The sequence below is a fragment of the Chitinophaga sp. CC14 genome (assembly GCF_048957795.1).
GTDB classification, from domain to species: Bacteria; Bacteroidota; Bacteroidia; order Chitinophagales; family Chitinophagaceae; genus Chitinophaga; species Chitinophaga ginsengisegetis.
In genome coordinates, this window is sequence record NZ_JARBFY010000005.1 from 2,112,798 (window position 1) to 2,127,075 (window position 14,278).

At 46.4% G+C, this 14,278-nt stretch carries 12 protein-coding genes; 1 reads left to right on the top strand and 11 read right to left on the bottom strand.

Features of this window, described 5'->3' with window-relative positions:
- Positions 1 to 31 precede the first annotated feature (31 nt).
- From PV783_RS28015 to PV783_RS28050, 8 genes are all read right to left on the bottom strand, one after another.
- Positions 32 to 1,258, bottom strand: coding sequence for a beta-ketoacyl-[acyl-carrier-protein] synthase family protein (locus PV783_RS28015; RefSeq protein ID WP_079470542.1), 1,227 nt, complete (start codon positions 1,256 to 1,258; stop codon positions 32 to 34).
- Between the two features lie 49 nt (positions 1,259 to 1,307).
- Positions 1,308 to 2,036, bottom strand: coding sequence for a 3-oxoacyl-ACP reductase FabG (gene fabG / locus PV783_RS28020; RefSeq protein WP_111577756.1), 729 nt, complete (start codon positions 2,034 to 2,036; stop codon positions 1,308 to 1,310).
- A gap of 48 nt (positions 2,037 to 2,084) precedes the next feature.
- On the bottom strand, positions 2,085 to 3,620 hold the full coding sequence (locus tag PV783_RS28025; RefSeq protein ID WP_420990407.1) for an HAL/PAL/TAL family ammonia-lyase: 1,536 nt from the start codon (positions 3,618 to 3,620) through the stop codon (positions 2,085 to 2,087).
- Positions 3,621 to 3,766: 146 nt separating this feature from the next.
- Complete coding sequence (locus tag PV783_RS28030; RefSeq protein WP_420990408.1) at positions 3,767 to 5,056, bottom strand: hemolysin family protein; 1,290 nt, start codon at positions 5,054 to 5,056, stop codon at positions 3,767 to 3,769.
- 23 nt (positions 5,057 to 5,079) lie between these two features.
- Positions 5,080 to 5,811 (bottom strand): ZIP family metal transporter, encoded by a 732-nt coding sequence (locus tag PV783_RS28035; protein ID WP_079470546.1) that lies wholly within the window; start codon positions 5,809 to 5,811, stop codon positions 5,080 to 5,082.
- On the bottom strand, positions 5,808 to 6,386 hold the full coding sequence (locus tag PV783_RS28040) for a phosphatase PAP2 family protein (protein ID WP_079470547.1): 579 nt from the start codon (positions 6,384 to 6,386) through the stop codon (positions 5,808 to 5,810). Before PV783_RS28040 ends, PV783_RS28035 begins: the two co-directional genes overlap by 4 nt.
- 2 nt (positions 6,387 to 6,388) lie before the next feature.
- A complete protein-coding gene (locus PV783_RS28045) occupies positions 6,389 to 7,132 on the bottom strand; it encodes a class I SAM-dependent methyltransferase (protein WP_420990409.1) in 744 nt (247 codons plus the stop codon).
- Between the two features lie 31 nt (positions 7,133 to 7,163).
- Positions 7,164 to 9,182 (bottom strand): LTA synthase family protein, encoded by a 2,019-nt coding sequence (locus PV783_RS28050; RefSeq protein ID WP_420990410.1) that lies wholly within the window; start codon positions 9,180 to 9,182, stop codon positions 7,164 to 7,166.
- 166 nt (positions 9,183 to 9,348) lie between these two features.
- On the opposite strand from PV783_RS28050, the gene glmM reads away from it, so the two are divergent.
- Positions 9,349 to 10,731 (top strand): phosphoglucosamine mutase, encoded by a 1,383-nt coding sequence (glmM, locus tag PV783_RS28055; protein WP_336386711.1) that lies wholly within the window; start codon positions 9,349 to 9,351, stop codon positions 10,729 to 10,731.
- A gap of 70 nt (positions 10,732 to 10,801) precedes the next feature.
- Here the strand turns inward: glmM and PV783_RS28060 are convergent, their stop codons facing one another.
- The 3 genes from PV783_RS28060 to PV783_RS28070 form a co-directional block, all read right to left on the bottom strand.
- Positions 10,802 to 11,929, bottom strand: coding sequence for a cysteine desulfurase family protein (locus PV783_RS28060; RefSeq protein ID WP_079470551.1), 1,128 nt, complete (start codon positions 11,927 to 11,929; stop codon positions 10,802 to 10,804).
- A gap of 194 nt (positions 11,930 to 12,123) precedes the next feature.
- A complete protein-coding gene (locus PV783_RS28065) occupies positions 12,124 to 12,855 on the bottom strand; it encodes a LytR/AlgR family response regulator transcription factor (RefSeq protein ID WP_079470552.1) in 732 nt (243 codons plus the stop codon).
- The gene (locus PV783_RS28070) at positions 12,852 to 14,144 is read right to left on the bottom strand and encodes a sensor histidine kinase (protein WP_111577758.1); all 1,293 of its coding nucleotides are present in this window, start codon (positions 14,142 to 14,144) and stop codon (positions 12,852 to 12,854) included. The genes PV783_RS28065 and PV783_RS28070 overlap by 4 nt, the downstream gene beginning before the upstream one ends.
- Positions 14,145 to 14,278 lie beyond the last annotated feature (134 nt).

The following is a 14,278-nucleotide window of genomic DNA, read 5'->3' on the forward strand; positions in this document are numbered from 1 at the left end:
ATCCTATTCCGAGCGCCAAAGTTAAGGATATTTATTTTCCATTCCACCCCCTTACTATCAGGGATGAATTTGTTCCTCCAAAGCCAAAAGAATTTGACAAAAATATATTAAAATTTTTATTAATTGTACTGGTTACAATATTTAACCTGGCGGCATCCTCATCAGGGTTATCCAGGTTGATATTGGGGGCAATAAAGCCATGCTGCATCATAAGCATGGAATATACAATTTCACTGGCGCCCGCCATCCAGCATTCGTGGCCGGTCATGGACTTGGTGGAGCTTACGTAGGGCCGTGAAGCGCCAAACACTTCATGAATCGCTTTGGCCTCGCTGGCATCACCGGCGGCGGTGGAGGTGGCGTGTGCGTTGATATACTCAATATCGCCCGGCTGCAAACCGGCATCCTGCAGGGCTATCTGCAGGGATCTTACAGGTCCGTCTACAGTTGGATTGGAAATATGCGCGCCATTGGAGGAAAAGCCGTATCCCAGCACTTCGCCTAAAATTGTGGCGCCCCTGCGCTGTGCAGACTCCAGGCTTTCCAGGATCACAGTGGCAGCGCCGCCGCTGGGTACCAGTCCATCCCGGTCGCGGTCAAATGGCCGGGAAGCACGGGTAGGATCTCCTTCCCTCACAGAAAATGCGGCAATGGCATCAAAATTTCCCATCGCATACACATTTACTTCCTGTGCGCCGCCGCAGATCACAGCGTCCTGCATACCGTTCCGGATAAACATATATCCGAGCCCGATAGCATGTGAGCCGCTGGCGCAGGCCGCGCTTACGGTGAAGTTTACGCCCCTGAGCTTAAAAATAGTAGCCAGGTTCATATTCACCGTGGAGTTCATGGTCTGGAAAACAGATCCGGAACCCACCAGCATCGTATCTTTTTTAGCCCGCATCACATCATTGGCTTCTACCACCGGTTTTGCGGAGCTGTCGTTGCCATATAAAAGTCCTATCGGTGTGGAGTCAATATATTCAGGTGTCATGCCTGCCTGTGCGAGGGCTTCGCGGGTGGCCATGTAGGCAAATTCCGCCTGTTCGGGCATCATGAGCCTTGCCCGGCGATCCAGCAACCCTTTGAGTTCAGGTCTTTCTATATACCCGGTCAGCCCGGAACGGTAGCCAAATGTTTTTCTTTCGGGATCCAGTACTATACCGGATTTGCCCTGATACAATGAATCTTTTACTTCCTGCATATCCTTTCCGATGCAGGAATAAATTCCCATCCCAGTGATCACTACTCTGTTCATAGCTCTTAGCTTTTAGCGGTTAGCCTATAGCCCAGTTATATTGACGTTATTAAGTGTGCAGCCCCCCATTGATGTTTAAAATTTCCCCGGTAATATAACCGGCAGATTTGGAAGCCAGGAAGGCCACTGCATCCGCCACCTCTTCGGCGGTGCCAAAGCGGTTCATGGGAACCTGCGCTGCCAGCTCTTTTTCATTAAGCTCGGCGGTCATATCTGTTCTGATGAAACCGGGCGCAACGGCGTTCACCGTTACCCCTCTTTTGGCAACTTCCTGTGCCAGTGCCTTTGTAGCGCCAATTACCCCTGCTTTGGCGGCAGAGTAGTTGGTTTGACCGGGTAAGCCCTTGATACCGGACAGCGATACCATGTTAATGATACGCCCGTAACGTTTCAGCAACATGCCGTTCAGCACCTGCTTGGTTACGTTGAAAAATCCGTTCAAACTGATATTGAGTACATTACTCCATTGCGCCTCATTCATCCAGAACATCAGGGAATCTTCCCGGATGCCCGCATTATTCACCAGTACTTCTATCTGTTGTTCTTTATTATTTTCTACCCAGCTCCCTAATACCTGTTGCACTTCGGCGGCATCGCCTACGTTAAACGGCATCAGTTCACCGGTACTGCCTTTTGCTTTTACTGCCTCCAGCGTTTCCAGCGCTGCAGCCTCATTTCCTTTGTAGTTGATCAGCACATGATAGCCTGCTTCGGCCATTTTAATACATACTGCCCTGCCTATGCCCCTGGACCCTCCTGTTACTAATGCACATTTCATGAATTACAAATTACGAATTACGAATGACGGCTAACCACAATTATTTGATCAGAACTGAATCGGCATGTTCTTTATCAGGTACGCTTTAATTTGCTGAAGATCTTTATAGCGCGGGCTGTCCTCAATAAATTTAGGGAAAATTGCTCTCACTTCCTGGTATACTTTGTGAGAGAATCCCGCCAAACGGTCCTGGCAATTCAGATAATCCACCGCCTGTAATACTGTCATCACCTGTATAGCCAATACCTGGAAAGTATTCTCTATTACTTTGCTGGTCATGATAGCAGCGTTGGTTCCCATGCTCACAATATCCTGGTTATCGTTGTTGTTCGGAATACTGTGCACATACATCGGGAACGACAAAGTCTGGTTTTCCGCCACGGTGGAGGTTGCCGTAAATTGTACTCCCTGCATTCCAAAATTGAAGCCAAGTTTGCCCAGGTTCATAAACGGCGGGAACTTGTGATTCAGCTTTTCGTTCAGCAGGTAGTTGAGTTGTCTTTCTGCCAGCATCGATAATTTGGTGATGGCTATCTTGATTTTATCCATTTCCAGGGAGACATAATCGCCGTGGAAATTTCCGCCGTGGAAAACGTTTTCCAGGTGATGATCCACCACGGGATTATCACTCACGGAATTCAGTTCCTGTACCACCAGCTTTTCTGCCTGTGCAAGGGTATCGTATACAGGACCCAGGATCTGCGGTACGCAGCGCAGGGAATAATACTCCTGTACTTTATCTTTAAAAATTTCTTCTTCCAGTTCTTTATAAAGATGATCAGGGCGATGGCGGACCATTTTGCTGCCCTTGAGGATCTCCCGCATTTTGGCGGCAATCTGCTGCTGGCCTTCATGCTTTTTCACGGCATTCAGTTCGGCCGACAGGTGGTCGTCAAATGCTTCTACTATTTCATTGATCATGGCAGATAATACCACCGACCAGCCCAGCAGTTTCTTTGCTTCAATGAGGTTTACCAGCCCGATGCCCGTCATGGCGGAAGTACCGTTGATAATGGCCAGTCCTTCTCTCACGTGAATGCCTATAGGTTTCAGGTTCAGTTTAGCAAAAACATCTGCCGTAGGCTGATATTTATCTTCATACCATACCTCTCCTTCGCCGATCAGTACCAGCGCCAGATGGGCCAACTGTACCAGGTCGCCGCTGGCGCCTACGCCACCATGCTCAAACACACACGGATATACGTTTTTATTGATCAGGTCTTTTAAAAGATATACCACTTCCGGGTGAATACCGGAATGCGCCTGCATAAAGCTGCTCAAACGCGCTATCATCAGGGCTTTCGTATGCAACGGCGACATACAGTTGCCGGCGCCGGAGCTATGGCTGCGGATCAGGTTATACTGCAACTGGAAAGTATCTTCATCGCTGATGCGGTATTGGGCCATCGGGCCAAAACCGGTGTTGATACCGTAAATCAGTTTCTTTGCCGAAAATTTTTCGAGGAATAGAAAACTAGCTTCCACCTGCTGCAAAGCCGCTGCTTCCAATGTCAGCTCTTCTCCGCCCAAAAGGACCCTGTACACTTCTTCCAGGGACAGTGCCTTACTTCCTATTGCAACCATTTTATCTTAAATTAAATTATTTGTATATGTAAAAAAGTGCTCAAAATTAGCATAAAGCTAGATTTATCCAAATAAATAACAACCCCACTCAACGAATTACGGGTAATTACGCATGCGGTTATTACTTATCGGGGTGGGGAGCAAGCCTAATCTTCTTCTGTTGTTGTTGGCGGTGTAACCAGTACTTTGTCGATACGATGCGCATCCATGTCCACTATTTCAAAAGTAAAATCTCTCCAGGAGAACTTCTCTCCTGTTTGCGGAATATGTTCCAGGTGATGCAGGATAAACCCTGCCAGCGTATCAAAATCCTGCTCAAACTCGGTCATCCAGTCTTCTTTATCAAATTCTTCCAGGAAATCATAAAACGGGATCTGGGCATCTACCAGCCAGGTACCATCATCCCGGAGCACCATTTCGTAATCGTCGCTTTCGGCAGTTTCCGGCATGTCGCCCACAATCGCTTCCAGGATATCATTCAGCGTGATCATTCCCAGGAAAGTGCCATATTCATCCACAATAAAAGCAGCGTGCAGGTGTGTTTCCTTAAACTTTTCCAGCACCTGGTACGCGGTATTGTTTTCCGGCACAAATAACGGCTTACGGATAATGTCAGTGATCGGGGTCGACTGTCCCGCTACGGAATACAGGTCCTTGATGGTAATAAGTCCTTTAATACTGTCTATCTGTCCGTCGCACACCGGATACACTGAATGCAGGCTATCCAGGATGGTTTGCCGGTAGGTGGCAGGTTCATCGTTGATATCCAGCCAGGTAATATCATTACGGTAAGTCATGAGCGAGGTAATATTACGGTCGCCCAGGTGGAATACCCTTTCTATGATCTCCTGTTCAGTTTCTTCAATGGCGCCAGAGCTGGTGCCTTCATTAATAATAGCTTTGATCTCTTCTTCCGTAACATGGGGTTCACCGGATTTGAGATTTAATAATTTTATCAGCGCCGCAGAAGAAGCGGTTAATAACCAGATAAAGGGAAAGGTAAGCCAGGAAAGCACCTGCATAGGCTTGGCCATAAACTTGGCGATCGCTTCCGGTTTGGCCAGCCCGATACGTTTCGGCACCAGTTCTCCCAATACCATAGAAAAATAAGTGATCACCACTACAATGATAACAGTAGCCACCACACTGCTGTATGGCTGTATAACCGGAAAGGTGTTAAGCCAGGCCATCACATCTGTTTTGATGTTCTCGCCTGAATAAATACCCGTTAAGATGCCGATCAGGGTAATACCGATTTGCACGGTAGAAAGAAAGGTGTCCGGATTGTTGGCAAGCTTTAAAGCTGCCTTTGCTTTTTCATCCCCTTTATTGGCCTGGTTCTCCAATCGGATCTTCCGGGCCGAGACCAACGCTATCTCCGACATCGAGAAAAGGCCGTTCAATAAAATAAGGATGAGGATAATGACGACTTCCATATATAAAGCCTAAAAATAAAAAATTATTCAAATATCAGGGTTAGAAATGCCAGAAGCAAGCCCAGGGCTATTGCCAGCACTTTTTTCCTGCTGAGTTCATGATGTTTGGTGCCACTTTCGTAAAAGATAGTAGTGGAAATGTGCAGAAATGCACCCACCACCAGCGCTACCACGTATAAGAGGTAATGTTGTATCACTTCAAAACGGCTGCCCAGCCAACCCGCCAATACAGCGGCCAGCGGCGTTACCAACGCGAAAATGATCAGTATCCGCCAGAGATCTGCCCTTTTCTTGTTGGCATGCATCATCACGGTAATGAGTGTTAATGCCTCCGGAATTTTATGAGCAGCCACGCCCGCCATCAGCGAGGGTAGTGCCGAATGATCATTGTACTTAAAGCCCAGCGGCAACCCTTCCATGAACGCGTGGATGGAAAGCCCCAGCAAAAGCGGGGTCACCGCAATATGATGGTGATGGGTTTGCGGTATATGGGTATGGCCGTGTTCCATACCATGTGAGAGCTGCTGCAGGAATACCTGCAGGAAAAATCCCAGCACAATATAAACACCCGCCTGGTGGCCCAGCGCCTCATACACTTCCGGCAGGAGGTGCATAATGATCACCCCAAAAAGAAAAGCCCCGGTAAATGCGAGCAGGTAAATAGAAAAGTTGGCATTGACGCGTTTTACTGTCATGGGAATAATCCCACCAGCAATGGTTGCAGCCAGTATTAGTATCAGATAGTTCCAGTTCATGATGCGAGTTCAGACTCCAGTCTTATGCGGCGTTGAAAAAAACTACCGCTCAGCAGTCCGATTAAAATACCCAGTACTGCACCTCCCGCTACATCGAGCGGATAGTGCACGCCTACGTATACCTGTGCATAGGCAATAGCAGCCGCCCATACAAAAAATAACCAGGCGTACCGGTGAAATGCCTGTTTTAAAGTTATGAAACAAAATGTAGCCAGGGCAAAATGATTGGCGGCATGATTGGAAGTAAAACTCCCGCTCATAGGACAATACACCACCAATACCCGTGCGTAATGCGACACCAGCGGATCGCGGCAGGGCCTCACCCTTCCGATCGCGCTTTTCAGATACAGGCTGCTCTGGTCTGCCACGCCAAAGCACAGCAGAAAGAACAATATCCAGAAAAGGCCCTTCCAGCCATAGTTAATAGTTACAAACAGCCCCAGGAACAGGTATAGCGGCGCCCAAACAAAAGGCTCCCTTAAAAAAGGCAGCACTACATCCAGGAATCCATTATACCATTGACCGTTAATATGAAAAAAGAGCCGGAGATCTTCGCGGAGTATCGATTCAAGCATGGCTATGATTTTGTGGCAATGATGATCAGTCGTGGCGAACGCTGTTCATCATAGCTGTTAAAGTGATAGTCGCCGAATATTTCTGTTATTTTGAGCCCCTGTTTGGCGAACATGGTTTCAAACTCCTGCCTGGTAAAGGCATTCACGCTTTCGGTGTACGTAGCGCGACGCATCTTTTCCTTATCCAGGATACTGATCTGCTTCATAAATTTATGCGCTTTCAGTTCCCGGCGGATATCAAATACTACATTATCTTTTTCCTTTACTTCATCGTTCACCAGGTGAGCAGCTACGTAATTGCTGTTCAGATAATCCAGTACCAGCTTGCCTCCCGGCTTCAGGGCGTTTTTGAGCGTACGCAATGCGTTATCATTGTCGCGCTGCGATTCAAAATAACCAAAGCTGGTAAAGAAGTTAAACACCACATCGAAGTAGTTTACCCAAAAAGGCAAACGCATGTCGTGCTGAAAAAAGCTGAGGTGATCATTTTCCAGCTTTTTTGCGATATTAATACTTTCGATAGAAAGATCGATTCCGGTTACATAGTAACCTTTATCCGCCAGGTATTTGGCATGCCGTCCCCTTCCACAGGCTACATCCAGCATTTCCGCATCCGGCGCCGGTTGCAGATAGGTGAGTAACTTATCAATAAATGCCGCGGCTTCCCTGTCATCCCGGTTGTTGTACAACAGATGATAATAAGGAGAATTAAACCAATCTTTAAACCATAGTTTATCTACTTCCATATTTTGTGCAGCTATAGGCAGAAGCTAACAGCTATTTTTTATTATTAAACATCAAATATCGGGTGCTTTCGTAAAAGCCACGTGTTAAATTATCGAGGCTTTTCGCTGTATCCGGCTGCTGGGCACGGATATTCTTCAACGGGTCGCCTTTCAGATCATACAGTGCGGTAGCATCTGTGACCAGGTTGATTTCATACAGGTAACGATCACCCAATGTAGCGTAAAAAGGCATCTGGTTACGCAGGTAAGTCATGAACACATATTTATCGTTCACCCTGGTACTATCAAACAGGTCTACGCCCAATGTATAATTTTTATACGGCATTCCCACCAGTTTCGCTACTGTAGGATATACATCCAGCAAGCTTCCCGGGGTACTCACCTGTTGTGGCGCCAGGTGCTTCGGACTATACATAAATGCAGTTACATGTACGCCGCCGGTGGATAATTCATATTCCGGCAACGGCATAAAACTGTATGGATTAAGCACGCAGTTATGATCTCCGAAAAATACAAAAATGGTATTATCAAGATAGCCATCTTTACGGGCCATATTAATAAGGTGTCCCACGTTATAATCTTCATACCTCAGTGCATTGAACTGGTCTACCGACACAAAGCCCGATTGTTTGAACTTTTTCATGTCCAGGTCTTTCTCCGTCAGCTTTTTAAAATCGCCGGCACCGCTGGTAGTGGTGTACGGCGGGTGATTATCTGCCAGCTGGAGGAAGGCCACAAAAGGTTTCTTCTTATCATTATTTTCTTTAAAAATACCACTGGCTTCGGTGATCAGGTCATAATCGGAGATGCCCCATACATCGGCCTTCCCGGATTTGTACATGCCCTCTTCATAAATGCGCACACCTTCCACGTTGTTGGTAAATACCGCGCGAATATTGGCCCAGTTGGTATTTCCTCCCAGCAGGTACAGTTTGTCGTAGCCTTTGAACTGGTCCATCACAATGCGCTGATCCAGCATTTTAGGATGACGGCTGGCTGTTTTCACCGCAGTAATGTCCGGCAAACCGGTGTGCACGCCAAATACCGTTTTGGCGGTGCTGATGGCCGGTACATAAAAATTTTTAAACAGGATGCCGCTGTCTGCCAGGCGTTGCATATTGGGCGTGGCCTGCATGGGATTTCCATACATACTGGTTACTGCCGCACCGGTAGATTCCAGCATTACCAATACTACATTGAGCCGGGGCCTGCTGCTGTCGCCGGCAACGGTACGCACATAGTTGAGGTTATTCACATCGGCGGAATCCACTTTAAGGTAGGCAGCCAGGGACGGGTAATATTTTTTGGTGGCTTCCAAATTATAGGTATCCCCTTTTACAGAAAAGTTGGATGCAAAATACAGGATGGGATTGAGTCCCAGGCTGGTTACGCCATTGTCGCGGGTAAACATGGCCTGGCTCCAGCGCAGCGGGAAATAAGCGATGTTTCCATAAATGCCTGCGGCAAACAACAGCACCATGCCTGTTACACAGCCGGTAAAAGGCCATTTACGCAGGTAGATCACCGGCTGGGCGGCAAATTTTTTCCAGGTAGCCTTCTGCAAACGGTATACAAGGAACATGAAAACAAAAATTCCCAGCGCGCCTCTCACTACCGGGTAACTTTGCCATACCATCCGGGCATTGTCTGCCCGCTCCCCTTTTGCCAGGAATCTCAATACAGAAGGGTCGAGACGTTGCCCCAGGTAGTCGTAATGACCGAGGTCCAGTATATAAAGAAGGGTAAGTAACAGGTAAATAAGGAAGAAATAGACAAAATTGGTATTACGTATAGCCCTGGACGTAAAAAATTTATTCCGGGTAATCAGCGTTAATAACAATATGGGGATCATGAGGTAAAGTGCCAGCCGGAGATCAAATCTTAGTCCCAGGTTCCAGGCTTTGAGTATCGCTGCATGCTCCGTAATGGTTGTTTTAAAGAAGAACAGGTAAAATATAGCCCTGAACATCACCATTAGCAGGAAGAGGTAAAGCGTTTGAACAAACACATAACGAATATACCGGGGTATATTCTTCCACGAGTATTGCATGTAACGTATAGCTGTTTTTTGAAAAGCGTAGCTGCAAATATAGTGAAAAGTGATGGCGGAAAATTGAAAAACAGGAATGATAGCGGTGTATTCGTGGTCATCTTTTCATAATTAGGTTTTCTGGAATGGATTTTTTTATATTTGCCTTCCTTTAAAATTGAATCTTGTGGCACTGATCAAATCGATATCCGGCATACGCGGAACCATAGGCGGTAGGCCCGGCGAGGGACTTTCTCCATTAGATGTGGTAAAATTCACAGCCGCTTACGGCACCTGGCTGAGCCGGCAAACAGACAACCGTAAGGTGGTAATAGGCCGTGATGGCCGTATTTCCGGCGAAATGGTAAAAAACCTGGTAGTATCCACCCTCAACGGGCTTGGGATTGATGTGATAGACCTCGGTTTATCCACCACCCCCACCGTGGAACTGGCGGTAACGATGGAAAATGCCGCAGGCGGTATTATTCTCACTGCCAGCCACAATCCGAGAGAATGGAACGCCCTGAAGCTGCTGAACAGCAAAGGCGAATTCATTTCCGGTGAAGACGGCGCACAGCTGCTGGAAATAGCCGAACAGGAAGACTTTAACTTTGCAGATGTAAATAAGCTCGGCACCTACACTGCCGACGATTCTTATCTGCAGAAGCATATTGACCTGATCGTGAACTACCCGCTGGTGGATGTGCCTGCCATTAAAGCACGCAACTTCAAAATTGTGGTGGATGCGGTAAATTCTACCGGCGCTTTATTTGTTCCGCCCCTGCTGAAAGCACTGGGCGTGGAAGAAGTAGAAGTGCTGTTTGCGGAAGTAAACGGCAAATTCAGCCATAATCCGGAACCGCTGGCAGAAAACCTGACCGCTCTTTCCAATGAAGTAAATAAATCCAATGCCGACCTCGGTATTGCCGTTGATCCGGATGTAGACCGTTTGTGCTTTGTTTGTGAAGATGGAAGCATGTTCGGGGAAGAATACACCCTGGTGGCAGTAGCGGATTACGTTTTAAGCAAAAGAAAGGGTAATACCGTTTCCAATATGTCTTCCACACAGGCGCTGAAGGACGTAACCCTGAAGCATGGCGGTGAATATACCCCATCTGCGGTAGGGGAAGTGAACGTGGTAAAGAAAATGAAAGATACCAACGCGGTGATCGGCGGAGAAGGCAATGGTGGTATCATTGTTCCTGACCTGCACTACGGCCGTGATGCCCTGATCGGTATCGGGCTGTTCCTGAGCCACCTGGCGCACAGCAAAAAAAGCATCAAAGCTTTACGCAACAGCTATCCCGATTATTTCATCTCCAAAAATAAAATAGAGCTGGATAAAGGCGTAGATGTAAAAACTATCTTCGAAAAAATCAAGGTAAAGTATAAAAACCAGCCTTTAAATACCGAAGACGGACTGAAAATAGAGTTCGATAAAGACTGGGTACATCTCCGTACATCCAATACAGAACCTATTATCCGTATTTACGCGGAAAGCCAGAATGAAACTACGGCAGACAATATCGCCAAAAGAATCATGCAGGATATTAAGGAGTTTATGCACTAGTGTGTAAACGGTATATAATAAAAAAGGCAGCTAAGAAATACTTAGCTGCCTTTTTTTATGTTCGGATCAATTACATCAGTTCTTTCAGTCTTTCTACTACCTTATCCACTTCTTCTTTGGTGTTATTTTTACAGAAGGAGAAGCGAACCGCAATTTGGTTAGGATTGCTGTTGATGGCGCGAATAACGTGAGATCCCGCATTGGCGCCGGAAGTACACGCACTGCCGCCGGAAGCGCAGATGCCGTTGATATCCATATTAAACAGGATCATCTCCGTTTTCTCAGACTTGGGGAAAGCCACATTCAGTACGGTGTAAAGGCTACGGCCATACAAATCGCCATTGAAGGCTACTTCAGGAATGTGTTTTTGCAGCTGTTCTGCCATGTACATACGCAGGCCGTTAATATGCGCGCTATGCTCTTCATGGTGTATAGTGGCCAGTTCCAGGGCTTTTGCAAAACCGATGATACCATACAGGTTTTCAGTGCCGGCGCGCATGTTGCGTTCCTGGCTGCCTCCCTGGATGAAAGGCGTTATTTTAACATTTTCGTTGATGTACAGGATCCCTACTCCTTTGGGGCCGTGGAACTTATGCCCGGCGCCGGTGATGAAGTGTACCGGGGTATTGCGCAGGTCAAACGGGTAGTGACCTACGGTTTGCACGGTGTCTGAATGAAAGATGGCGTCAAACTCCTTGCAGAGGTTCCCTACGGCATGAATATCCAGCAGGTTACCGATTTCATTGTTGGCGTGCATGAGGGATACCAGGCAGCGCTCCCCGGAATTCTGCAGCAGTTCACGCAGGTGGTCCATATCAATATGGCCGGTAGGCAGCACATTCACAAAAGAAAGGGCTACGCCATCGTGGTGATGCAGGTATTCTACGGTGTGCAGGGTAGCATGGTGCTCAATGGGCGAAGAGATAATGTGCTTGCAGCCCAGATCTTTTACCGCGGCATTGATGGCCGTGTTGCTACTTTCTGTACCACCGGAGGTAAAGAAAATTTCTCCCGGATGTGCATTTAATGTTTTGGCGACTGATTTACGCGCATTTTCGATACCCAGTCTTGATTCCCGTCCGTAAGAATAGATAGAGGAAGGATTACCGAACTTTTCCGTCATAAATGGCAGCATCGCTTCTAATACCGCTGGATCCAGCGATGTGGTAGCTGCATTGTCGAAGTATATTCTTTCCAATGTTTGGTGGTTTTTGATAAAAGAATAAATAATTAATGGTGGTTGGTGGTCTTAAAAGGTAGCGAAGTTCCGAAAATTTTGGGATTTTTGATTTTGGTTTTTTATAAGCGGAAATTTAAAAGGTAGACAACACGCCAAACCAGTTGAAGCGCGTTGTCCACCTTTTAATGCACATCTCCCGAAGGGAAAATATATTATGAATTTCTGTTAATCACGTCATAGAACCGGTCGCGGTACCCATCTGAAATAGGGATCGACTGGTTGGCGATCATCACGGTATTCTTTTCCACGCAGTTGATTTTGTTAAGGGAAACCAGGTACGACCGGTGTACCCGGATAAATTTATCGGCCGGTAAACGGGTTTCAAATGATTTCAGGCTGCGTAGTGTGAGTACCGGCAGGTTTTGTGTATAGATCTTCGTATAGTCTTTCAGTGCTTCGATGAAAAGAATGTCTTCCAGATTGATCTTGATGATCTTGTATTCTGTTTTTATGAAGATGTAGTCATTTACCCATGCGGCATCCATAGGGATGGCGTTATTGCCGGCGCTTACATTTTTCTGCTGGGTAGCAGACCATGTTTCGCTGGCTTTGGCGGCGGCCTTCAGAAAGCGTTCAAAAGGAACGGGTTTCAGGAGGTAGTCTACCACATCCAGGTTAAAGCCATCCAGGGCATACTCTCCGTAGGCAGTGGTAAACACCACCATTGGTGGGTATTTAAGGGATTTCAGGAACTGGATCCCTGTAATATCAGGCATTTTGATATCAAGGAATACCAGGTCTACCGGTTCGTCCTGGATGAAGCGTAACGCGGTGGCCGCGTTTTCGAATTTACCTGCCAGGGTCAGAAAAGGAACCTTACGGATGTAGTCTTCCATGATTTCCAGCGCCAGCGGCTCGTCATCCACTGCAATACACTTTATCATTTTTTCAACGCAATTTTAAGATCAACAATAAATTGGTTCTCGGTTTCCGTGATATCAATCTCATGTTCATGCTCGTAGAGCAATGCCAATCGTTTTAATACGTTGTCCAGGCCAATTCCTCCCCTTTCGGCTACCCGTTCTTTAAAGTGACTGTTCTTAACTGTTAATCTGATCATATTTTCAGTTGTAGCAATATCTATATCTATAAAGGAATCTTCGGTATAACTGATCCCGTGTTTAAAGGCGTTTTCCACAAAAGGCACCAGCAGCATCGGTTCTATTTCTACCCCATCCGCGTTGCCGCTTAACTGGTAATTGATCTCTATATCCTTTGGTAACCGTAAACGTTGTATTTCAATGTAATCATGAAGGTATTTCAGTTCGTGCGACAGCAATACCCGGGCTTCATTGGACTCATAGATCATATAACGCATTATGGTTGACAACTTCAGAATGGCATGTTCTGTTTGCGCCGATTGTTTATGAGCCAGCGAGTAAATAGTATTTAGACAGTTAAAAAGGAAGTGAGGATTAATCTGCGACTTTAAAAATTTTAATTCCGCATTTAATTTTTCCACTTTCAGCTCTTCCCGTTGTTTCTCGCTTTTAAACCATTCCAGGGCAATCTTGATAAATCCGCTCATAAACAACATAAGCAGTGCAAAAAATCCGGACCTCCGCAGCACTTCCGGAAAAAACAGGTACTCCAGGATAGTTGGTGCATCCGGCTCCAACATTGGCACTCCGGGCAGCGGAGGAGCAGCGGCAATACCTGCAACGGCAACACCGGCGGTATCGTTGGTGACCGATTTCCCCTCTGTTACCTGGCTGGCGGGGATAGCCTGCGCGTCTGCCCCCATCAATCTTTCCCTTATCATCATACGACGACGGTGAAACGGTGGAAAGTCGTCGGATGTTACTTCTGATTTGTTAAATTTTCTATCCATGCGTATCGTCATCATCGGATGTGGCCCGCGCGCATAATTCCGGAAGAAATAATAATTTAAAACCGCCTGTTGCGCCGTGATAAAAACGATCAGTAAAACGATGCTGCTGAGATAGATGGCAATCTTTTTCCCGTTAAAAAAACGGGGGATCAGTACATATATATTGAGATAAAAAATACCGATGAGAAACAGGTTATCAATGAGTTCTTTTATAAAGAAACCTGTATGCAGAATCTGGATGCGGTAAATGAAAAATGGGAAAAACAGAAAGCACGCCCAGCCAAGGATGTGCAGTGAAATGAGGAAGGGACGACTTTTGATAATCCGTTTAAAATTTAGCATCACTTTGTTTGATGCGATAAACTTACACCAGATAGGGTTAGGCTTGTGTTAAAATTTGTTAATCCGATATAAGGGTTTGTTAAATTTAATAAAGAAATTAAAAACAGCTTAAAAACAGGCATATACAGGCTTTG

Bases quoted from the DNA above. Each gene is read 5' to 3' on its own strand.
- fabG (WP_111577756.1), bottom strand. From the start codon at position 2,036: ATGAAATGTGCATTAGTAACAGGAGGGTCCAGGGGCATAGGCAGGGCA.
- PV783_RS28070 (WP_111577758.1), bottom strand. From the start codon at position 14,144: ATGCTAAATTTTAAACGGATTATCAAAAGTCGTCCCTTCCTCATTTCA.
- PV783_RS28015 (WP_079470542.1), bottom strand. From the start codon at position 1,258: ATGAACAGAGTAGTGATCACTGGGATGGGAATTTATTCCTGCATCGGA.
- PV783_RS28050 (WP_420990410.1), bottom strand. From the start codon at position 9,182: ATGCAATACTCGTGGAAGAATATACCCCGGTATATTCGTTATGTGTTT.
- PV783_RS28040 (WP_079470547.1), bottom strand. From the start codon at position 6,386: ATGCTTGAATCGATACTCCGCGAAGATCTCCGGCTCTTTTTTCATATT.
- PV783_RS28025 (WP_420990407.1), bottom strand. From the start codon at position 3,620: ATGGTTGCAATAGGAAGTAAGGCACTGTCCCTGGAAGAAGTGTACAGG.
- PV783_RS28030 (WP_420990408.1), bottom strand. From the start codon at position 5,056: ATGGAAGTCGTCATTATCCTCATCCTTATTTTATTGAACGGCCTTTTC.
- PV783_RS28065 (WP_079470552.1), bottom strand. From the start codon at position 12,855: ATGATAAAGTGTATTGCAGTGGATGACGAGCCGCTGGCGCTGGAAATC.
- PV783_RS28045 (WP_420990409.1), bottom strand. From the start codon at position 7,132: ATGGAAGTAGATAAACTATGGTTTAAAGATTGGTTTAATTCTCCTTAT.
- PV783_RS28035 (WP_079470546.1), bottom strand. From the start codon at position 5,811: ATGAACTGGAACTATCTGATACTAATACTGGCTGCAACCATTGCTGGT.